This window comes from Hymenobacter polaris, from assembly GCF_012927305.1.
GTDB classification, from domain to species: domain Bacteria; phylum Bacteroidota; class Bacteroidia; order Cytophagales; family Hymenobacteraceae; genus Hymenobacter; species Hymenobacter polaris.
Map to the genome: position 1 here is coordinate 1,646,192 of NZ_JABBGH010000001.1, position 21,176 is coordinate 1,667,367.

The window sequence follows — 21,176 nt, forward strand, 5'->3', positions numbered from 1 at the left end:
CGTCGTGACTCCTCTCCCCCGCAGGGGGCTAGGGGGTCGGGGGTGAGGCTGCCACTAGCACGACGCACGCTAGCCGTTTTTGTACTCGTCCAGGTGGTAAGAAACTAGGTCGTCGATGGGCAAAGAGATAATCTTGCCCACCGCCATGCCGTGCGCCGCGGCGGCCTGGGTCAGCACCTCGCGGAAGTTGTAGCCCACCGACCCTACGCAGTTGAAGGTGTGCGCCTCGTAGGCCGGGTACTTGCAAATGATATTCTTAAAGAACAGGTCGAAGGCCTCGGCCACCAGCTGCTGGCAGTAGGGCGCCTGGTAATGGTCGGAGGCGAACTTGGCGAAGCTGGCCACGAAGCGGTTCGGAAACGGCTGGTTGTAAAGCCGGTCTAAAATGGCATCGCGCCCCAGGCCGTAGGTGGCCCGGAAGCTGGCCTCCAGCTCGGCAGGCATCTGGCCGCGCAAATAGTCGCGCAGCAGCGCCTTGCCCAGGAAGGCCCCGCTGCCCTCGTCGCCCAGGAAGTACCCTAGGGAGTCCACGTTGTGGGTAATCTGCTCGCCGTCGTAGAGGCACGAGTTGGTGCCCGTGCCCAGGATGGCCGCGAAGCCCGGCTGCCGGCCCAGCAGCGCCCGCGCCGCCGCCAGCAGGTCGTGTCCCACCACCACGCGGGCCTGGCTGAATACCTCCTGCATGCCATCGGCTACGGTGGCCACCTGCTCGGGCGTCACGACGCTGGCGCCGTAGTAGTGCACCTCCGTGATGGCTTTGGGCGCCAGCGTGGCCGGCAGGTGCTGGCGCAGCGAGGCGATGATGCCCGCCGTGCTGATGAACTCCGGGTTGTAGCCTTCGGTGTGGAAAAGGGAGCGCGTGCCGTGGGCATCAACCAGGCACCAAGTGGTTTTGGTAGAGCCGCCGTCTGCTATCAGAATCATAGGGTGGGAAAAGGAGTAGCGCCCGCAGGGGCAAAATGGCCTGGGTTAGCAAGCAATTGTCAGCAGCACGGGCCAAGCGGATAGCAAAGTAAACGGGCAGATTGGAGAAAATAAAAATTATTTTGCTCGTTTAGGCACAAAACAAACATTTTTACCTTCAATATTTGCAGTCGCAAGCTCGCAGCAGCCCCGCCTGCTTGAGTGACTGCGCCAGCCAGTACCGTGGACGCTGCGAGTCCGCGAGTTTGCTCAGCCGAGCAGTGGTACGCGCGGACTCGCAGCGTCCACGGTACTGGCGCGACTCCCTGCTTTGTCTCCTTTTCCACCCTCCACCCTTCTTCTACCCGATGCGCACCTCCAACTACGACAAGTTTCCCTTTGTGCCGGTGGCCAAAGCCGAGGCTTGCCAAACGGGGTGGGCCGCCATCGGGGCGGCGCTGCGCGCGGCGCTACCCGCCCATGCCACTCCCGGCCAGCCGCTGGTGCTGGCCGTAGAGTGCTACCCCGGCACCGCCCTAGGGCCGCTGCGCCAGGCCCTCACCGAGGCCCTGCACCCGGCGCTGTGCCTGGTGGCCGACGACCTCTACCGCGCCCCCGCCGACCTCGACGCGCTGGTGGCCGGCCCACTCACCGACGACCCGGTATTCGGCCGGCTCAACGGCCTGACGGTGCGCGACTTCCTGGACCCGCAGAAGATGCAGGTGGCGCAGGCCACGCTGGCCGCCGCCACCGGGCAGCTGGTGCTGGTGCTGGGCACCGGGGCCACGCTGGTGTGCCCTAGCCCCACCGTGCTGGTGTACGCCGACCTGGCCCGCTGGGAAATCCAGCTGCGGCAGCGGCGCGGCGACATCGCCAACCTGGGAAGCGACAATTTCGCCGAGAAAGCCAGCCTGAAGTACAAGCGGGCCTACTTTGTGGACTGGCGCGCGGCCGACCGCCTCAAGAAGCAAACCCTGCCCCGCGCCGACTTCCTGCTCGATACCAACGACCCCGCCGCGCCTAAGCTCATTGCTGGCGCCGACCTGCGGGCGGCACTGGCGGCCACCGTGCGGCGGCCGTTTCGGGTGGTGCCGTTTTTCGACCCCGGACCCTGGGGCGGGCAGTGGATGCGCGAGCACCTCGACCTGCCCGACGGCCCGCCCAACTACGCCTGGGGCTTCGACTGCGTGCTCGAGGAAAACTCTTTGCTGCTGGGCTTTGGCGCGGCGCGGGTCGAAATCCCGAGCCTCGACCTCGTGTTTGCCCACCCGCGCGAGCTGCTGGGCGAGGCCGTGCACGGCCGCTTCGGCACCGAGTTTCCCATCCGCTTCGACTTCCTCGACACCGTGGGTGGCGGCAACCTCTCGCTGCAAGTGCACCCGCTCACCGAGTACGCCTTCGATAAGTTTGGCCTCAGCTACACCCAGGACGAGAGCTACTATATGCTCGACGCCGCGCCCGGCGCCACCGTGTACCTGGGCCTCAAGGAGGGCGCGAAGCTGCCCGCTATGCTGGCCGACTTGCAGCGCGCCCAGGACGACCCCGCGGCCCCGTTTCTGGCGGCCGAGTATATCAACGAGTTTCCGGCCCACCGGCACGACCACTTCCTCATTCCGGCGGGTACCATCCACTGCTCGGGGGCGGGCGGTATGGTGCTGGAGATTTCGGCCACGCCCTACATCTTCACCTTCAAGCTCTGGGATTGGGCGCGCCTGGGCCTCGACGGCCAGCCTAGGCCCATCCACCTGGCGCACGGCGCGGCCAACATCCAGCCCGACCGCACTACCGCCTGGGTGCAGCAGCACCTCGTCAACCAGGTGCAGGAGGTAGCCCGCGGCGAAGGCTGGCGCGAGGAGCGCACCGGCCTGCACGAGCGCGAATTCATCGAAACGCGCCGCCACTGGTTTACGGGCCCGGTGCCGCACGATACCCTAGGGGGCGTGCAGGTGCTCAACCTGGTGCAGGGCGCCGAGGCCGTGGTAGAAAGCCCCACCGGCGCCTTCGAGCCCTACGTGGTGCACTACGCCGAAACGTTTATCGTGCCCGCCGCGGTGGGCGCCTACACCATCCGGCCCCACGGCCCGGCCGTCGGCACCGAATGCGCCACCATGAAGGCCTACGTGCGCACCTAGCCCCTAGGGCCGCCCCAACTGCTTATGATACAGAATATAGCGCAAAAAAAGGCGGTCATGCTGAGCGCAGCCGAAGCATCTCTACCGCTTCGTTGAACGACACCCGAACGGCGCGGTAGAGATGCTTCGACTTCGCTCAGCATGACGTTCTTATTAAAACCATTACTTCCCGTGTCTGACCTCCTTACTCCCGATAATGCCGCGGCCGTGCGCGCCCAAACCATCGTCGAAAAGCTGCTGCAAGCTGGCACTGTGGCCGTTGATGAGCTCGCTGCGCAGTTTGGCGTATCGGTGGCTACCGTGCGGCGCGACCTTATGGAGCTGGAGCAGCGCGGCCGGCTGCGGCGCACCCACGGCGGCGCCGTGCCCCGCGAGCCGCTGCTCTACGAGCCCTTCCGCTACGATTCTAGCTTCCACGAGCAAATCGACCGCAACCTGGCCGAGAAGCGCCGCATCGGGCTGGCCGCCGCCGCCCTCATTCAGCCGGGCGAAATCATCTCGCTCACGGCCGGCACCACTACCACCCAAGTCACGCGCAGTTTGCGGCCGGGCGCGGGCGTCACGGTCGTGACCAACACCGTGAACGTGGCCATGGAGCTGAGCCACCGCAGCGACGTGCGCGTGTTCGTGACGGGCGGCTTCCTCACGGGCGGCTGGTTTTCGCTGGTGGGCCCGGCCACGGCGCAGGCCCTAGGGCAGTTTTTTGTCGATAAGGTCTTCATCGGCGTCAACGGCATCGACGCCCAAAAGGGCCTCACCTCGCTGCACCCAGAGGAGGCGGCCATCATCCAGGTGATGGTGCGGCAGGCCAAGCAGCGCATCGTGGTGGCCGACCACACCAAGCTCGGCACCGTCACTACCTCGCTCATTTGCCCCGCCGCCGAGGTGCACCGGCTCATCACCGACACCGGCGCCACCGACGAGCAGGTGGCGCCCTTCTGCGCCCTCGGCATCGAGGTGCTGCGGGTGTGAAGGTGGGAGGGCCTCACCCCCCGGCCCCCTCTCCTTCAGAGAGGGGGAGCCACGGCGGCGCGGTCATTTGCTTTCGTTAGGCTCCCCCTCTCTGAAGGAGAGGGGGCCGGGGGGTGAGCCGCCTCCAAACAAACACTTATTTCCTTTTCCCACCCTGCTATGTCCATGCAAGCTGCTCCCGGCCCTCCCTACCGCCAAGCGGTAGCCGGGCCGCCCGCCCCGCCCGTCAATGCCGCCTACGTGTACCTCATCGGGGCCGTGGCGGCTCTGGGCGGGCTGCTGTTCGGCTTCGACACGGCCATTATCAACGGCGCGCTGGTGTTCTTGAAGAAGGACTTCGGCCTGAGCGACGCGCAAACCGAGCTGGCAGCCAGCGCTATTTTGTTTGGGGCGGTGGCGGGCGCGGCGGTGGCCGGCTGGCTCACCGACCGCTACGGGCGGAAACGCTTACTGTTTGGGGCGGCGGCGCTGTTCACGGTGTCGGCGCTGGCGGCGGCAGTGCCGCGCACGCTCACCGAGTTTGTGCTGGCGCGGCTGGCGGGTGGCCTGGCCATCGGGGTGGCCTCGCTGCTGGTGCCGCTCTACCTGGCCGAAATCGCGCCGGCCCGCATCCGTGGCCGGCTGGTCACGCTCAACCAGTTGGCCATCGTGACGGGCATCTTGCTGGCCTACGTCGCCAGCTACTACCTCGCCGATTTGGGTCTGGCCTCGTGGCGCTGGATGTTTGCCGCCGCCGCCGTACCCTCGCTGCTCTTCATGCTCACGCTGCTGCTGGTGCCCGAAAGCCCCCGCTGGCTGCTAGGCCAGGGCCGCGACACCGAGGCCCTCGGCACCCTCACCCGCCTCAACGGCCCCGCCGCCGCTACCGCTGAGGCCGCCGAAATCCAGGCTGCCCTGGCCGAAGAGCAGGGCGAGGCCGCCAGCCTGAGTCAGCCGCGCCTGCGCCGGCCGCTGCGCATCGCGGTGGTGCTGGCGGTGTTGCAGCAGGTTACGGGCATCAACACCATCCTGTACTACGGCTCCCTCATCCTCACCGAGCACAGCGGGCAAAGCGCCTCGTCGGCCATCGGGGCCAACGCGCTTATCGGGGGCATCAACTTCGCGGGCACCATCGTGGCGCTGTTCGTTATCGACCGGGTGGGGCGCAAGCCGCTGCTACTGCTGGCTTCGGGCGGTATGGCGCTGGCCCTAGGGGCGCTGGTGGCGGCCTTGCACGTGGGGGCGTCGGGGCCGTGGCTGCTGGGCTTCATCATGCTCTACGTGGCCTGCTTCGCGGTGGGCCTGGGGCCGGGCGTGTGGGTCGTTATCGCCGAGATTTTCCCCAACGCCGTGCGCGGCCGGGCGGCCTCGCTGGCCACGGTGGCGCTGTGGGCCGCCTGCACGCTCATCTCCTACACCTTCCTTTCCTTGGTGAAGGCGGCGGGCCTAGGGGGCGCGTTCGGGCTCTACGCGGCGCTGTCGGCCTTCACCTTCTTGTTTGTGTGGCGGGGCGTGCCCGAAACCAAGGGGCGCTCGCTGGAGGAGATTGAGCGGAGCTGGCACTAGGCGGGGCCGCGCTGCCCTGCGCAGTTGTCCGAGCTTGCTAATACGTTTAAGCAAACTTCATCCTTAACTTTTCGGCCCCTCCCGCGCTAACCTCCTCCGTTGCTATGACGCCGCCCGATGCCCCGCTGTGGAACGACTTTCTAGCGGGCAGCAAGCAGGCGTTCGAGCGCATCTTCCTGGCGCACTACGACGAGCTGTACCGCTATGGCATGCGCCTGCTGGGCGATGAGGAGGCCGTGAAGGACTGCATCCAGAACCTGTTTCAGCGGCTGTGGCAGCGCCGCCAGGGCCTAGGGCCCGTGGCCGAAACCCGGCCCTACCTCTTCACCGCCCTGCGCCACCACATCACCGACGAGCGGCGGGCCCAGAAGCGCCGCTCGGCCCTGCAAACCGGCTACCTCGACGAGGCTCCCGTGCAGCACTCGCCCGAAGACTTCCTGATTGCCCAGCAGCTGACCAGCGAGCAGCAAGCCCAGCTGCTGGCGGCCCTCGGGCAGCTCAGCAACCGGCACCGCGAGGCGCTACATCTTAAGTTTTTCGACGGCTTCGGCTACGACCGCATCGCCGAAATCATGGACCTCAACCCGCAGTCGGTGCGCAACCTGGTGCACCAGGCCATCAAGCGGCTGCGCCAGGTGCTGCCGCCCGCGCTGCTGCTGGTGTTGCACGGGTGGCTGCTGAAATACCTACTGTAAAAATTGGTAAACTGTCCGTCATGCAGAGCGTAGCGAAGCATCTCGCAAGCGGACGCTAGGGTTACGAAGTCAACAATTCGAGCGAGATGCTTTGCTGCGCTCTGCATGACCCAAAAGCTTTTTCGAAAATTAATGCACTGTAAATAAGTGTTTTGAAGAAAATCTAAAAAAACTCTTCACGCTACTTACAGTACAAAAACGCGCTACGCACGTGGTCAAGAAAAGTTCGGTTCTTCCCACCCGGCCTGCTTATGGATTTGACGAATTACGCGGTAAGTGACTTCGTGGCGGACGAGTCGTTTCAGGCCTTCGTGGCCGATGCCGACTCGGAGGCCGGACGCTTCTGGCAGGCGTGGCTGGCCGCGCACCCCGCGCACCAAGCCGATGCCGACCTGGCGGCCGCCCTGGTGCGGGGCCTGGGACCCGGCCCGCGCCTCAACGTGCCGGCCGAGCTGAAGCACCAGGAGCTGCAGCGCCTGCGCCAAACCCTGTGGGCCCCCACGCCGCAGCCCTGGCTGCGCGGGCGCCGCCGCGCCCGGGTGCTGGTGGGCTCGCTGGCCGCCGCGGTGCTGGCCGCCGTGGGCTGGTGGCAGTGGCCGGCTACCGGCCCCACTACCGAGTACGTGGCCGCCCCCCACCAGCAGCGCACACTCACCCTGCCCGATGGCTCGGTGGTGGTGCTCAACGCCAACGCCAAGCTGACCGCCGTCACTCGCTGGACCGCCACTACGCCCCGCGAAGTGTGGCTGACCGGCGAGGCGTACTTCCAGGTGACGCACCGGGCGGCCCCGGCCGTGCAGGACATTGCCGCCGCTTCGGCCCCGGCCAAGTTTGTGGTGCACGCCGGCTGGCTCGACATCGCCGTACTCGGCACCCAGTTCACGGTTAACAACCAGCCTACCAGCACTAAAGTGGTGCTCAACTCGGGCAAGGTAGCCGTGGACCGCCGCGCCTGGCTGGGCAGCGAAAACCTACTGATGCAGCCCGGCGACCTGGTCGAAACCTCCGAAGCCGCCCCGCAGCTCACCCGCCGGCGCGTGCAGCCCGCCCTGTACTCGGCCTGGACGCAGGGCCAGCTGCAGCTACAGCAAACGCCCTTGCGCGACCTCGTGCAGCTGCTGCGCGACAACTACAACTGGCAGGTGGAGGTGGCCGACCCCGCCCTGCTGAACCAGACCCTGACCGGCCTGCTGCCCGCCAACGACCCCGACCTGCTGCTGCCCGCCCTGGCCAAGACCCTAGGCGTGCCCGTCGTGCGCACCGGCAACGTGGTGCGCTTCGGTACCCTGGCCCGCTAGGCTAGCCCTAGGCCTTTTTTCTGCTCGCATTTTTCCTTTCCCCACCCAACCATATGGCAAATTTTACCCGCTACGTGCGCCTGGCCCTCTTGCTGGGCGCCGTGCCCAGCGGCGTCAGCCGCGCCCAGGGGGCCCTGGCCCTCGCCGTGCAAAACCCGCGCAGCCCCGTGGCCTCGGTGCGCGCGTCGGCCGCCCAGGTACCGCTCGAGGCGTTCATCAAGGAGCTGCAAAGCACCTACAAGGTCAACTTCCTGTACCGCAACCAGCTGGTGACGGGCCGCTACCTGGCCAAAACCCACCCCAGCTTTAAGTCGCTGCCAGAGGCCCTGCGCTACGTGACGCAGCAGAGCGGCCTGCAGTTCGAGCTGCTCAAGGACGGCCTCTACGTCATCGTGCCCAAGGCGTCGGCGCCGGTGGGGGCCGTGCCCGCCGCCGACACGGCGCCGCTGGCCGCCGCCGAGCCGCAGGGCGACGCCCTGGCCGACATCACCATCGCCGGCCGCGTAACCGACGAGAAGGGCGTGGGCCTGCCGGGCGTAACGGTGGTAGTGAAGGGCACCACCCAGGGCGCCACCACCAATACCGATGGCCGATTCAGCCTGCAGGCGCCCGCCAATAGCGTGCTGGTATTCAGCTTCGTGGGCTACACCCGCAAGGAGGTGCCGGTGGCCGGCGCCACCACCAACCTGAACGTGGCACTGGTGGAGGAGGCGCAGAGCCTGAACGACGTGGTGGTGGTGGGCTACGGCACCCAGCAGCGCGCCAACGTAACGGGCGCCATCAACACGGTGAACGGCGCGACGCTCGAAAACCGCCCCGTAACCACCGTGGCCCAGGCCCTGCAGGGCACCTCGCCCAACCTCACTATTCAGCAAAACAGCGCCGAGCCGGGCGCGGGCCTCAACATCAACATCCGGGGCGTGGGCACCCTCGGCAACGCCTCGCCGCTGATTATCGTGGACGGCATCGCGGGCTCGCTCAACGCCATCAACCCCAATGATATTGAGAGCGTAACGGTGCTAAAGGACGCCGCCTCGGCCGCCATCTACGGCTCGCGCGCGGCCAATGGCGTGCTGCTGGTAACCACCAAGCAGGGCGCCCTCAACCAGAAGCCCACCATCGCCTACAACACCACGCTGGGCTGGCAAGCGCCCAACTTCCAGCGCAAGCCCGTGACGGGCCTCCAGTTTATGGAGCTGAAGAACGAGGCGCTGGTGAATTCGGGGCAGGCGCCGCAGTTTACGCCGCAGCAGATGCGCGATTTCGCGGCCCACGGCGACTACGACTGGCAGCTGAACCAGGTGCTGAAAAAGCAGGCCTTCCAGCAGAACCACAACCTGAGCGTGAGCGGCAGCGCGGGCAAAACCCGCTACCTGGTGTCCCTAGGGTACGTGGACCAGAATAGCCTCTTCTACGGGGATAACTACGGCTTTAAGCGCCTCAACGGCCGCATCAACCTGACGACCCAGGTGATCGACCGGCTCAAGATTGGCGCCATTGCGTCGTATGCCCACGTGGGCACCCGCGAGCACGCCTTCGACTCGCAGTGGATTATCAGCGACGCGGCCCGCATCCCGGTTATCTACCCCATTCAGGACGACCAGGGCAACTACGTGACCCCGGCCACGGCCAGCGACAACTCGGTGAACCGCCTGCTGAATGGCGGCCTGCGCACCAACTCCAACGACAACGTATTCGGCAACCTCAACGCCGAGTTTGAAATCATCAAGGGCTTGCGGCTGCGCGGCCTGGTGGGCGGCGACCTGTGGAACTACCAGAACGACGAGTTCCAGCGCAGCCTCATGTACGTGACGCTCGACGGCTCGCCCACGGCCGGCGGCGACGGCAACAACTCGGTGCAGAACCGCAACCAGCGCACGCTGCTCACCAACTACCAGGCCACCCTCAACTACGACCGCACCTTTGCCGACAAGCACGGCGTGCAGGCCGTGGTAGGCTACTCGACCGAGCACTACACCGACGACCGCCGCGGCATCCACGTCATCAACGTGCCCGGCAACCAGTTTGGGGTGATTAACAACGGCACCACCTACGCCGGGGTGTACGACCCCAGCGGCGGCTACCACGCCAACGGCACCTACGGCAACCAGGAGCAGTGGGCCCTGAACTCGGTGTTTGGCCGCGTCAACTACTCGTTTGCCGGCAAGTACCTGATTGAGGGTAGCTTCCGCTACGATGGGTCGTCGCGCTTTGCCAGCAACCGGCGCTGGGGCTTCTTCCCCTCGGGCTCGGTGGGCTGGCACCCGCTGGACGAGAACTTCCTGGATTTCCTCAAGCCCGTGTTCAGCGACCTGAAGTTCCGCGCCTCCCTAGGGCAGCTCGGCAACCAGAACATCGGCCTCTACCGCTACCTGAGCACCGTGAGCCTCTCGCCGGGCACCTACTCGTTTGGCGGCGTGCCGGTGTCGGGCTCCTACTTCAGCACCTCCAACTCGGCCATTACCTGGGAAACCGCTACCATGGGTAACGTGGGTGTGGATTTCAGCTTCTTCCAAAACGCCTTGTCGTTCAGCGCCGACTACTTCGACAAGCGCACCAGCAACATCCTGATTGACCTGCCGGTGGCTGGGGCCTTCGGGGCCGGCGCGCCCACCCAAAACGCGGCCCGCGTGCGCAACCAGGGCTGGGAAATCACGGCTACCTACCGCATGCGCACCGAGCGCGGCTTCAACCAGAGCCTGAGCTTGAACGCGGCCGACACCCGCAACACGGTGCTCGACACCAAGGGCGTGGAAACCATCCGGGGCGGCGACGCCACCAACATCATCCGCGAGGGCTACCCCATCAACTCGTACTACGGCTACAAAACCGATGGCCTCTACCAGACGATGGAGGAAATCGCCGCCGGCCCCAAGCCCTCGTTTGTGGCCCCCGGCACGGTGCGGCCCGGCGACATCCGCTACGTGGACCGCAACGGCGACGGCGTGATTAACCAGGACGACCGCTTTATTTTGGGCAACCCCTTCCCGCGCTACACCTTCGGCGCCACCTACTCGGCCGATTACAAAGGCTTCGACCTGCTGGTGTTTGTGCAGGGCGTGGGCAAGCGTAGCCTCTACATCCGGGGCGAGGGCGTGGAAGCTTTCCACAACAACTGGGAGAACGTGTACCAGCAGCACCTCGACCGCTGGACGCCCACCAATCCGGGCGGCAGCTACCCGCGCCTGACCATCGGCACGGCCTCCACCAACAATAACCAGGGCTCGGACTACTGGCTGCGCAACGGCGCCTACGCCCGACTCAAGAACGTGCAGCTTGGCTACACGCTACCCGCCACCCTCACCAAGCGGGCCTACATCCAGCGGCTGCGCATCTTCGCCTCGGGCCAGGACCTGTTCACCATCAGTCACTTGAAGAAAATCGGGTTTGACCCCGAGCTGTCGGAGTTCAGCGAAAGCGTGGGCCAGGGCGGCGGCGTGGGCAGCAGCGGCCGCGTGTACCCCGCCGTGCGCGTGATGACCCTAGGCCTCGACATTACTCTCTAATCGCTATCCCACCCACCGCCAGATGAACCGCCATTTTCGCCATACGCTCCTGCTGGGGCTCGGGCTGGGCCTAGGGCTCGGCGCCTGCCAAAAGCTCGACCTGCCGCCCACCGACCGGCCCACCGACGCCACGTTCTGGACCCAGCCCAGCGACGCGGCCAACGTGCTGACCACGGCCTACGAGAACCTCTACAACTCCGAGTATTTCTTCTTCAACGAGACGCTCTCGGACAACGCCTACAACAAGAGCGACGTGAACGGCTCCAACGCCCGCAACATCGCCGAGGGCGCCTACGGCACCAACCAGGCGCGCGTCACCAACGAGTGGGGCTACCACTACTCGGGCATCCGCAAGTGCAACCAGGTGCTGGCTAACATCGACAAGATTTCGACGCTCGATGCCGGCCTGAAGGCGCGCTACATCGCTGAGGCCCGCGCCCTGCGCGCCTACCAGTACTTCCAGCTCATGACCTGGTACGGCGACGTGCCGCTGATAACCACCGAAATCAGCGTGACCGACGCCGCTGGCCTCGCCCGCAACCCTAGGGCCGAGGTGCTCGACTTCGTGCTGAAGGAGCTGGACGCCGCCGCCGCCGACCTGCCCGTGAACACCGCCTACGCCGCCGAAGACCGCGGCCGCTTCACCAAGGGCGCCGCCCTGGCCGTGAAGGCGCGGGTGCTGCTCTACGAGGGCCGCTGGGCCGACGTGGTAACCGCCACCGACCAGCTGATGGGCGGCACGGTGGGCACCTACAGCTTGTTTTCGAGCTACGCCGGCGTGTTTGCGCCCGGCAACGAGGGCAACAGCGAAGTCATCCTGGACCTGCAGTACCTCTATCCGTCGCGCACCTACTCCGAGCAGCGCTTCTTCATTCCGCGCACCGAGGGCAAGCTCATCTGCGCTATCGCCCCCACCCAGGAACTGGTCAATGACTACGTGATGGCCAACGGCAAGGCGATTACCGAGAGCGGCTCGGGCTACAATGAGGCCACGCCCTACGTAGGCCGCGACCCGCGCTTCGCCGCCACCATCGTGTACGACGGCTACAAGTGGCAGCGCCCCGATGGGTCGAGCATACTCATCCGCACCGTGCCCGGCACCGGCGACAACTCCATTGACCGCGCCGACGCCAGCCCCACCGGCTACTACGTGGCCAAGTACTTCGACCCCACCGCCGACGCCAACCTCAACTCGGGCCTGAACCTGATACTGGTGCGCTACGCCGACGTGCTGCTCATGCGCGCCGAGGCCAAGAACGAGCTGGGCCAGCTCACCAGCGCCGAGTGGGACCGCACCATCGGGGCGCTGCGCCGCCGCGCGGGCTTCACCGACGGGGCGGCCCTAGCCTTCCCCGGCGGCGACAAGGCGGCCCTGCAAACCATCGTGCGCCGCGAGCGCCGCACCGAGCTGGCCATGGAAGGCACGCGCATCTTCGACCTGCGTCGCTGGCGCACCGCCCAGACGGCCCTCACCGGCTACGCCCACGGCATTAAGGCCGGCGACCCGAACGTGGACGGCGGCTACCTGCGCGTAGACCAGCGCACCTTCGACCCCGCCAAGCACTATCTCTGGCCGGTGCCCCAGCGCGAGCGCGACATCAACCCCAACCTCAGCCAAAACCCTGGCTGGTAATATTTTGCTTTTCCCACCCTTACTGCTACCCTAGGCGCTCACGCCCATGAAAACGTCTCCTATTTACCTGCTTTTGCTGCTCGTTGTTGGCCTGCTCGCGGGCTGCAAAAAAGACGACAAAGCCCTCGACGACACTATCACGCCGGTGACCAACTACATCTCGCCGGCCGACAACGTTGCCATCAAGCTCGACCCGCCCTCCAACGCGGCCGTGACCTTTGAGTGGAGCCAGGCCCGCGCCGCTGACGGCACGCTGGTGCTCTACGAAGTGGTGTTCGACAAAGACGGCGGCGACTTCTCGAAGCCCGTCTACACCACCGTATCGGGCACCAACGGCCTCGATACCAAGCTGGTGCTCAGCCACGGCGACCTCAATAAAATCGCCAACCTGGCCGGCATCGCCTCGCAGAGCCAGGGCAAGCTGAAGTGGATGGTGAACGCCTCGAAAGGCCTGAACGTGCAGCCCGCCAGCTCGGCCCGCACCATGACGGTAGAGCGCCCCGCCGGCTTCTCGGTTATTCCGGGCAACCTCTACCTCACCGGCTCGGGCACCGAGGGCGGTGCCACCCTAGGGCAGGCGCTGCCGTTCAAGCGCCTCTCATCAGGCATCTTCGAAATCTATACCAAGCTGACCACGGGCAACGTGAAGATGGTGGACCAGCTGACCGGCACGCCCACCGAGTACTACATCAGCGGCACCAAGCTGCTGCAGGGCAGCAACGCCACCAACCCCACGACCACCACGGGCGTGTACCGCATCACCCTCGACTTCAACAACGGCTCGGCCGTCGTGACCGAGATTCAGTCGGTAGGCCTCTGGATTTCGGCCCAGAACAAGGTGACCGTGACCATTCCCTACGTAGGCAAGGGCCTGTGGGAAGTTGACAATACGCCCATCGAGTTCTTCCAGTTTAGTTGGGGCCGCGACGAGCGCTACAAGTTCATCTTCACCGAGAAGGACGCCGCCGGCAAAGTGACCATGCGCCAGTACGGTAGCACCAACGTGGACAACGTGCCCCCCACGGCCACCACGGCGGCTGCCTACTACACCATCGTGCCGGTGGCCGACGACCAGTGGAACAACACCTACAAGTTCCCCGGCACGGCCGACCGCAAGAACGTGGACATCCTGGTGATGATGCAGCCCGCCGCCTACACCCACCAGGTGAAGGTGCGCTAGGGAGTAGCCCTAGGCGGGTCGCCTCACCCCCCCGGCCCCCCCGATAGCTCACCCCATTTGCCGCCGACTACCCCCCTAGGAATAGCCCACCAACTCTCCCACCCTATGCTTTTCCGTACCACTGCCGGCGCCCTGCTGGCGGCCCTAGCCCTCACTTCCTGCCACGAGCCTGTCGACGATGCCATTACCCCACCGGCCCCCAAGCCGGTGGTGGTAGAGGCCAACTGGGCCGCCCGGGCCGACTCGGCCCAGGCCGCGCTCAACCAAGGCTTCTGGTCCAGCGACCAGTACTACCTGCAGAACAACGCCGGCCAAACCAACTTCAACTACTGGTGGCAGGCCCACGGCCTCGACGTGCTGGTCGATGGCTACCAGCGCACCAAGGTGCTGGACTACACCGCCCGGATGCAGTTGCAGCAGCAGGGCACCAAGAAGAAGAACGGCAACACTTACCTCAACAATTTCTACGACGACATGGCCTGGCAGGCCCTGGCCAACCTGCGCGCCTACCAGGCCACCCAGGACCAGTCGTACAAAGCCACCGCCCAGCTGCTGTGGACCGACCTGAAGGGCGGCTGGAACACCAACCAGGGCGGCGGCATCGCCTGGAAAAAGGACCAGCTCGACTATAAAAACACGCCTGCCAATGCGCCGGTGGCCATCCTGGGTGCCCGCCTCTACCAGCTCGACCGCAACCCCGACGACCTGGCTTGGGCCCAGAAGATTTACGACTGGCAGAAGAAGAACCTGGTGGACCCCACCACCGGCGCCGTGTGGGACGGCATCAACCGCCAGGGCAACGGGCAGGTAGACAAGGACTGGCGCTTTAGCTACAACCAGGGCACCTTCCTAGGGGCCGGCCTGGAGCTGTACCGCGCCACCCAGCAAAGCAGCTACCTCGACGACGCCAACCGCACGGCCAGCTACGTGCTCAACGACAGCCAGCTCTCGCCAAACGGCATCCTCAAGGACGAGGGCGGCGGCGACGGCGGCTTGTTCAAGGGCATTTTGGTGCGCTACCTGGCCTTGCTGGCCACCGAGCCCACCGTGCCCGCCGCCACCCGCGCCAACTACGTGTCATTCCTGAAGTTCAACGCGGAAAGCCTCTACAAGAAAGGCACGCGCAAGCCGCAATTCCTCTTCAACACCAACTGGACGACGCAGCCGGGCGGCACCGTCGATGGCTCGACGCAGCTCAGCGGCGTGATGCTATTCGAAGTAATGGCCGACTTGCAGGCGCGCAAGCTTTTGTAGGTGGCCCTAGGCCTTTCTAACGACAAAAGACCAGGCTGCGCGGTGGGGTGCGCCTTGTCTGCCCGCGTCTGGCTGGTGGGGCCGGGCGCGGGCGTTTTTTTGCCACCTTGCTGGTGGTTTTTAAGGTACTATCTGTCGTCCTCTGCGTGCAACCTCACCCCCGGCCCCTCTCCTTAGGGAGAGGGGAGCCACGGCAGCGCGGGCATTCGCTCGTGTACTCAATCGTCAGGCTCCCCTCTCCTTATGGAGAGGGGCCGGGGGTGAGGTTGCACGCGGAGGACGACAGCTATAAACACTCAAAACTCCTGTTATGAAATTGATTTCCAAGGCCGGCGTACTGCCCCTGGTGCTGCTGCTGGCCGCCGGGGGGGCTAGGGCCCAAGGTGCGGCCAAGGCGCCCAGCATGCTCAAGTACGTGAACCCCAACATTGGCACGGCGCACAGCCGCTGGTTTTTCTACACCCCGGCGGCCGTGCCCTACGGCATGGCCAAGCTGGCGCCCTCCACCAACGGCCACTACGGCAACGCCTCTGGCTGGGAGGCCGTGGGCTACGACACCCGCCAGAACTCCATCGAAGGCTTCGTGCACTTCCACGAGTGGCAGGTGGGCGGCGTGAGCTTTATGCCCACCACCGGCGAGCTGAAGGTGCAGCCCGGCGACCTCGACAAGCCCGGCAGCGGCTACCGCTCGCGCTTCGACCGTAAAAACCAGGTGGCCCAGCCCGGCTACTACCAGGTGCTGCTCGACGACTACGGCATCACGGCCGAGCTGACGGCCACCAAGCGGGTGGGCTTCCACCGCTACACCTTCCCCAAGAGCGACCAAGCGCACATCATCCTCGACATCGGCAATAAGCAGGGCGAGAGCAGCGACGTGACCGACGCCAGCATCCGGATGGTGGACGCCACGCACGTGGAGGGCTTCGTGAGCACCTACCCCAAGTACGTGAAAACCTACGACCCCAGCGGCAAGGTCAACATGTACTTCTACGGTGAAATCAGCCGGGTGCCGGCCAGCGTGGGCGCCTTCACGGCCGCCGGCCAGCAGCCCACTGCCAAGTCGGCCACCGGCAAGGGCGCGGGCCTGGTGCTGAATTACAAAACCACGGCGCAGCAGAAGATTGAGCTGAAAGTCGGCCTTTCGTACACCTCCATCACCAACGCCAAGGCCAACCTCGCGGCTGAAGCCAAAAGCCTGACCTTCGACCAGGCGCGCACCGCCGCGCAGGCCACCTGGCAGCGCGAGCTGGGCAAAATCGCGGTGGAAGGCACCGATGAGCAAAGCAAGACTAAGTTCTACACCGGCCTCTTCCACGCCCTGCTGGGCCGCGGCATCGCCAGCGACGTGAGCGGCGCCTACCCCAAGCACGGCGGCCAGGCGGGCCAGCTGGTGGTTAGTGGTGCTGGGCCGAAGCCTGAGTTCATCAATACCGACGCCATCTGGGGCGGCTACTGGAATATTACGCAGCTCTGGGCCCTGAGCTACCCCGAGTGGTACGGCAACTACGTGAACACCGAGCTGCAAGTGTACCGCGACAAAGGCTGGTTTGGCGACGGCCTGGCCAATAGCGAGTACGTGTCGGGCGTGGGCACCAACTTCGTGGGGCTGGCCGTGGCCGGCGCCTACCAGGTGGGCATCCGCAACTACGACGTGAACCTGGCCTACCAGGCCGTGCGCGCCAACGAGTTGGGCTACCACCACCGCGCCTTCGGCTCGGGCAAGATGGACGTGAAGGCCTTCACCGAGTACGGCTACGTGCCTTTCCGCGACGACTACAAGGAGTACAAGGGCGAGTGGTACAAGACCGATTCCTCCGGCGCCTACTTCGCCAACTCGCACACCCTGGAGTACAGCTACAGCGCCTTCGCCGCCGCCCAAATGGCCAAGGACCTGGGCAAAACGGCCGACTACGAGCAGCTCCTCAAGCTCTCCAACGGCTGGCGCAAAATTCTGAACCCGCAAAACCAGCTCATGCAGCCCAAGCTGGCCGACGGCACCTTCGTCGGCAATTTCCAGCCGTTTGAGCCCTGGCGCGGCTTCCAGGAGGGCAACGCCATGCAGTACACCTTCTACGTGCCCCAAAACCCGGCCGGCCTCATCGCGGCCATCGGGCGCGACAAGTTCAACAACCGCCTCGACAGCATCTTCACGGCCTCGGCCAAAACGGGCTTCGGCGGCGGCAAGGAAATCGACGCCTTCGCCGGCATCAAGGCCATCTACAACCACGGCAACCAGCCCTGCCTGCACATCAGCTGGCTGTTCAACTTCTCGGGCCAGCCCTGGCTCACGCAGAAGTGGACCCGCCAAATCTGCGACGAGTTCTACGGCACCGAGCCCATCCACGGCTACGGCTACGGCCAGGACGAGGACCAGGGCCAGCTCGGCTCGTGGTACGTTATCACGGCCCTAGGGCTGTTCGACGTGAAAGGCTTCACCGATGCCCGGCCCATTATCGAGCTGGGCAGCCCCATCTTCCCCAAGTCCATCATTCAGCTCGGCAACCAGAAAAAGCTGGTTATCGAAGCCAAAAATACGTCCAAGACCAACGTCTACGTGCAGTCGGCCGAGTTCAACGGCAAGCCCCTGACCAACTGCTGGCTCTACCGCGACGAGCTGATGCAGGGCGGCAAGCTAACGTTCACGATGGGCCCGCAGCCCAACAAAAGCTGGGGCAGCCAGACCCCGCCGCCCTCAGTGCAGTAGCAACAGCAAACAGGCGGTCATGCTGCCGGGCTGGCGCGGCCCTAGGGGTGCTTTGCGGAGCCGAGGGGCCCTAAGGCGACGCCCCGCCAATACCTTTGCCCCATGGCCGATACCCTCCTTCCTACCTCGCTGCTGCTCAACGGGCGCGAATTCAGCTACGAGAGCATTCAGCAAACGCCTAGCCCCCACACCCCCCTCAACGGCTACGAGGCCAAGGTGCTGGAGCTGCTGCGCCAGTGGCTGAACGGCGCCCTGGAGTTTGGGCTGCGCACCTCGGGCAGCACCGGGCAGCCCCAGCTCATCACCCTGAAGCGGCGGCAGCTGGCGGCTTCGGCCCGCCGCACGGGCGACTTTTTTGACCTGGGCCCCGGCGACCGGGCGCTGGTCTGCCTCAACTGCGAGTTTATCGGGGGCAAGATGATGCTGGTGCGCGGCCTCGAGCGCGACATGCACCTGACCATCGTGGAGCCCCACGCCGACCCATTCGAGTACGTAGCGCCCGATGCGAAATTTGACTTCGCGGCCTTCGTGCCTTTGCAGCTACGGGCCATGCTGGCGGCCGGCCGGGCCAGCCGGCTCAATAAAATGCGCGCCATTTTGATAGGCGGCGCGGGCGTCGAGCCCAGCCTGCTGGCCGAGCTGCAGCGGCAGCTCACGGTGCCGGTGTTCCTGACCTACGGCATGACCGAAACGGCCTCGCACATGGCCCTGCGCCGCCTCAACGGCCCTCACGCCAGCGCCCACTACCGGGTGCTGGAGGGGCTGCACCTGGGCCAGGACGAGCGCGGCTGCCTGACGGTGCGCGGCGACGTGACCGACGACCAGCTCGTCGTCACCAACGACCGCATTGAGCTCCTCGACAAGCACACCTTCGACTGGCTGGGGCGGGTGGATTTCGTCATCAACTCGGGCGGCGTGAAGGTGCAGGCCGAGAAGGTGGAACAGGTGCTCGACGTGGCCCTGGCCGAGCTGGGGCAAACGCGCCGCGCCTTCGTGGCGGGCCGGCCCGACGAGCGCCTGGGCCAGGCCGTGACGGCCTACCTGGAGGGCGCCCCCCTAGGGCCCGAGGCCGAGCAGCATCTCCAAAGCCTGCTGCGCGAGCGCCTGGGCAAGTACGAGCAGCCGAGAAGCGTGGTGTACGTGCCGGCCTTTAAGAGTACGGCCTCGGGCAAGCTCGACCGCGCGGCCACCGTGCGCGGAGCGGGGGGCCAAGGACGCGAGCGGCGGCCGGCATGAGGGGGCCGCTTCGGAACCGCTGGCGGGGCCTAGGGCTGCTGACGCTGCTGTGGCTGGCGCTGGCCAGCGCGGCGCACGCGCAGGAAAGCACGCCCGACTCGACCAGCACCAGCACGGCCACCACGCCGGTGGTGGCGCCCAGCACGGCGGGCGGCCTGCCCTCGTCGGAGTTTGAAACCTACACCGTGAAGGAAAGCGGCACCCGCTACACGGCCAGCCTCACGGGCCTCTACAGCTCGGGCACGGTCGAGCGCATTTACCTCACCACCAGCCACACGGCCAACTTCAAGCTCAGCCGGCACTGGCTGCTGCCGGCCTCAGCCTCATTCAGCTACGGCAAGCAGGACGGGCTGCTGCGCGAGCGCGAGCTGCTGGGCCTGCTCACGCCCACCTACCAGCGCGGGCGGGTGAAGTACTACCTGCTGGGCGACGCCGAGCAGAGCAACCTGCGGGCCATTGCGCGGCGCTTCGTCACCGGGGCGGGGGCGGGCTACACCCTCTACGCCGACACGCTGCAGAATGAGGTGGGCCTCAGCCAGTTCTTTCTGTATGAGCACACCGAGTACCTGGGCGGGCTGCTGCGCGAGGTACCCCGCAGCTCGACGCGCCTCAAGCTGCGCCTGGGCCTCGGGCCGGTGGTGCTCACGGGCCTGGCGTTTTACCAGCCCTCGCTGCAGGATGCCGACGGCGACTACCGCGTGAACGTTACCAGCGGCCTCAACTTCACCGTTACCAAGCACCTGGCCCTCACCGCCGCCTACTCCTACTCCTACGAAAGCGTGGCCGTGGAGGGCCGCGCCCCCGGCAATAGCAACCTGACCGTGGGCTTCACCTACGCCGCCGGCAAGTAAGCAATGGATTAAAACAAGCAGGTAGTGCGCTTGAAAAGTAACGTCATGCTGAGCTTGCCGAAGCATCTCTACCGCGTAACTAACCCTAGACGTTAGAATTACTTACGCGGGAGAGATGCTTCGGCAGGCTCAGCATGACGTTACTTTTCAAGCGCATTTCACTCCCATTATTCCCCGCCCCTCAGAAAGCGCTGGCGGGTGCGCTGGTCGAGGCCGTTGATGCGCAGGTCTTTTTGCGAGAACAGCGGCTCGTGGTTGCGCACCGTTTTGATAAGCGGGCCGAGCAGAATTTTGGCCCGCACGTAGAAAATTGGACCGCTCAGTTCGCGCCGCACCAGCGGGGGCACGAATACCGTTTGGCGCCAGCCGGCCCCCGCGCCTAGGCTGGCCCACGGAAACAAGCGCATCTGAGCGGCTACCGAGGGCTCGACCAGACCAATAAAGTCGCGCGGGGTGAGCGCGCGGCCCTTGGTCGGGTCTTCATCGTTGTATTGCAGCCGCACGGACCCTAGGCCGCCCTGCATGTTGGCCCCCAGCTCCCAGCGGCGGTTTTCGATGATGATATACTCGCCGTACAGCGCCACGTTGTAGAAGCGCAGGGTAGCGTCGGGGTCGTCGGCGGAGGCGTTGTCGGGCGGGTCCAGGCGCGTGGGAATGCGGCTACTCAGGAAGTAAAACGCCGCCCCGGTGCGCACCCGGCCGCGCCACTCCAGCCCCAGCTTCACGCCGTTGATGACGCAGAAATGGTAGTTGATGATGGAATAGCGCGAGTCGATTTGCACCACCAGCTTGCGCCGGGCAAATACCGGCGAGCGGGTCGAGTCGGCGGGGGGGGGCGGCGGGCTTGGGGCCGCCGCCGCCAGCCGGCCAGCCGCTAGCAGCAGTGCCAGCACCCACCACCTTGCCGGTAGCAAAAAACAACTAAACTGCCTAACCAAAACCACTTGCACCAGCGTAAATAAAGGGCCGGGCTAACGTACGCAGCCCGCTAGCTGGTGGGTTGGCGAGCCCCGCTGCCAGCCCGCTAAACCCGCAAGCAGGCTTTAGGGTTTCGGCGCGGCGTGGTTTCGGCCCAGGGCCTACCGCTTTAGGGCGGCCTCGATGGCGGCCACCGTCTGCTCGCCGTCCGAGGGGCGCGAGGTCCAGAGCTGCACGAAGCGGCCGTCGCGCCCGATGAGGTAGTAGCTGGGGTAGCCGTTCACTTGGTAGGTGCCGGCCACCTTGCCCTCGCGCTCGTAGAGGTGCACGGCGTTGGGACTAGTAAAGT

The 21,176-nt window shown here is 65.6% G+C and carries 15 protein-coding genes; 12 read left to right on the forward strand and 3 right to left on the reverse strand.

Features of this window, described 5'->3' with window-relative positions; translation table 11 throughout:
• Window positions 1–69 precede the first annotated feature (69 nt).
• On the reverse strand, window positions 70–924 hold the full coding sequence (locus tag HHL22_RS07045) for an N-acetylglucosamine kinase (RefSeq protein WP_169530223.1): 855 nt from the start codon (window positions 922–924) through the stop codon (window positions 70–72).
• 347 nt (window positions 925–1,271) lie between these two features.
• On the opposite strand from HHL22_RS07045, the gene HHL22_RS07050 reads away from it, so the two are divergent.
• From HHL22_RS07050 to HHL22_RS07105, 12 genes are all read left to right on the forward strand, one after another.
• Window positions 1,272–3,035 carry a class I mannose-6-phosphate isomerase gene (locus HHL22_RS07050; RefSeq protein ID WP_169530224.1) on the forward strand — a complete coding sequence of 588 codons (1,764 nt, stop codon included), beginning with the start codon at window positions 1,272–1,274 and terminating at the stop codon, window positions 3,033–3,035.
• 171 nt (window positions 3,036–3,206) lie between these two features.
• Complete coding sequence (locus HHL22_RS07055; RefSeq protein ID WP_206680692.1) at window positions 3,207–4,007, forward strand: DeoR/GlpR family DNA-binding transcription regulator; 801 nt, start codon at window positions 3,207–3,209, stop codon at window positions 4,005–4,007.
• Window positions 4,008–4,166: 159 nt separating this feature from the next.
• Entirely contained in the window at window positions 4,167–5,552 is a 1,386-nt protein-coding gene (locus HHL22_RS07060; protein WP_206680693.1) for a sugar porter family MFS transporter, read from the forward strand.
• 104 nt (window positions 5,553–5,656) lie between these two features.
• Window positions 5,657–6,247, forward strand: a complete 591-nt coding sequence (locus HHL22_RS07065) for an RNA polymerase sigma factor (protein ID WP_169530226.1) — start codon at window positions 5,657–5,659, stop codon at window positions 6,245–6,247.
• A 251-nt stretch (window positions 6,248–6,498) separates the two neighbouring features.
• A complete protein-coding gene (locus HHL22_RS07070; protein ID WP_169530227.1) occupies window positions 6,499–7,545 on the forward strand; it encodes a FecR family protein in 1,047 nt (348 codons plus the stop codon).
• 53 nt (window positions 7,546–7,598) lie between these two features.
• On the forward strand, window positions 7,599–11,051 hold the full coding sequence (locus HHL22_RS07075) for a SusC/RagA family TonB-linked outer membrane protein (protein WP_169530228.1): 3,453 nt from the start codon (window positions 7,599–7,601) through the stop codon (window positions 11,049–11,051).
• Between the two features lie 22 nt (window positions 11,052–11,073).
• Window positions 11,074–12,684, forward strand: coding sequence for a RagB/SusD family nutrient uptake outer membrane protein (locus HHL22_RS07080; protein ID WP_169530229.1), 1,611 nt, complete (start codon window positions 11,074–11,076; stop codon window positions 12,682–12,684).
• 46 nt (window positions 12,685–12,730) lie between these two features.
• Entirely contained in the window at window positions 12,731–13,864 is a 1,134-nt protein-coding gene (locus HHL22_RS07085; RefSeq protein WP_169530230.1) for a SusE domain-containing protein, read from the forward strand.
• Window positions 13,865–13,969: 105 nt separating this feature from the next.
• Window positions 13,970–15,118 carry a glycoside hydrolase family 76 protein gene (locus HHL22_RS07090; RefSeq protein ID WP_169530231.1) on the forward strand — a complete coding sequence of 383 codons (1,149 nt, stop codon included), beginning with the start codon at window positions 13,970–13,972 and terminating at the stop codon, window positions 15,116–15,118.
• Between the two features lie 310 nt (window positions 15,119–15,428).
• Window positions 15,429–17,822, forward strand: a complete 2,394-nt coding sequence (locus HHL22_RS07095) for a GH92 family glycosyl hydrolase (protein WP_169530232.1) — start codon at window positions 15,429–15,431, stop codon at window positions 17,820–17,822.
• Between the two features lie 102 nt (window positions 17,823–17,924).
• Complete coding sequence (locus HHL22_RS07100; protein ID WP_169530233.1) at window positions 17,925–19,058, forward strand: AMP-binding protein; 1,134 nt, start codon at window positions 17,925–17,927, stop codon at window positions 19,056–19,058.
• Complete coding sequence (locus HHL22_RS07105) at window positions 19,055–19,909, forward strand: DUF481 domain-containing protein (RefSeq protein ID WP_169530234.1); 855 nt, start codon at window positions 19,055–19,057, stop codon at window positions 19,907–19,909. The genes HHL22_RS07100 and HHL22_RS07105 overlap by 4 nt, the downstream gene beginning before the upstream one ends.
• Before the next feature lie 167 nt (window positions 19,910–20,076).
• On the opposite strand, the gene HHL22_RS07110 is transcribed toward HHL22_RS07105, so the two are convergent.
• Window positions 20,077–20,823 carry a hypothetical protein gene (locus tag HHL22_RS07110; RefSeq protein WP_169530235.1) on the reverse strand — a complete coding sequence of 249 codons (747 nt, stop codon included), beginning with the start codon at window positions 20,821–20,823 and terminating at the stop codon, window positions 20,077–20,079.
• Window positions 20,824–20,988: 165 nt separating this feature from the next.
• Window positions 20,989–21,156 carry a peroxiredoxin family protein gene (locus HHL22_RS07115; protein ID WP_169530236.1) on the reverse strand — a complete coding sequence of 56 codons (168 nt, stop codon included), beginning with the start codon at window positions 21,154–21,156 and terminating at the stop codon, window positions 20,989–20,991.
• Window positions 21,157–21,176 lie beyond the last annotated feature (20 nt).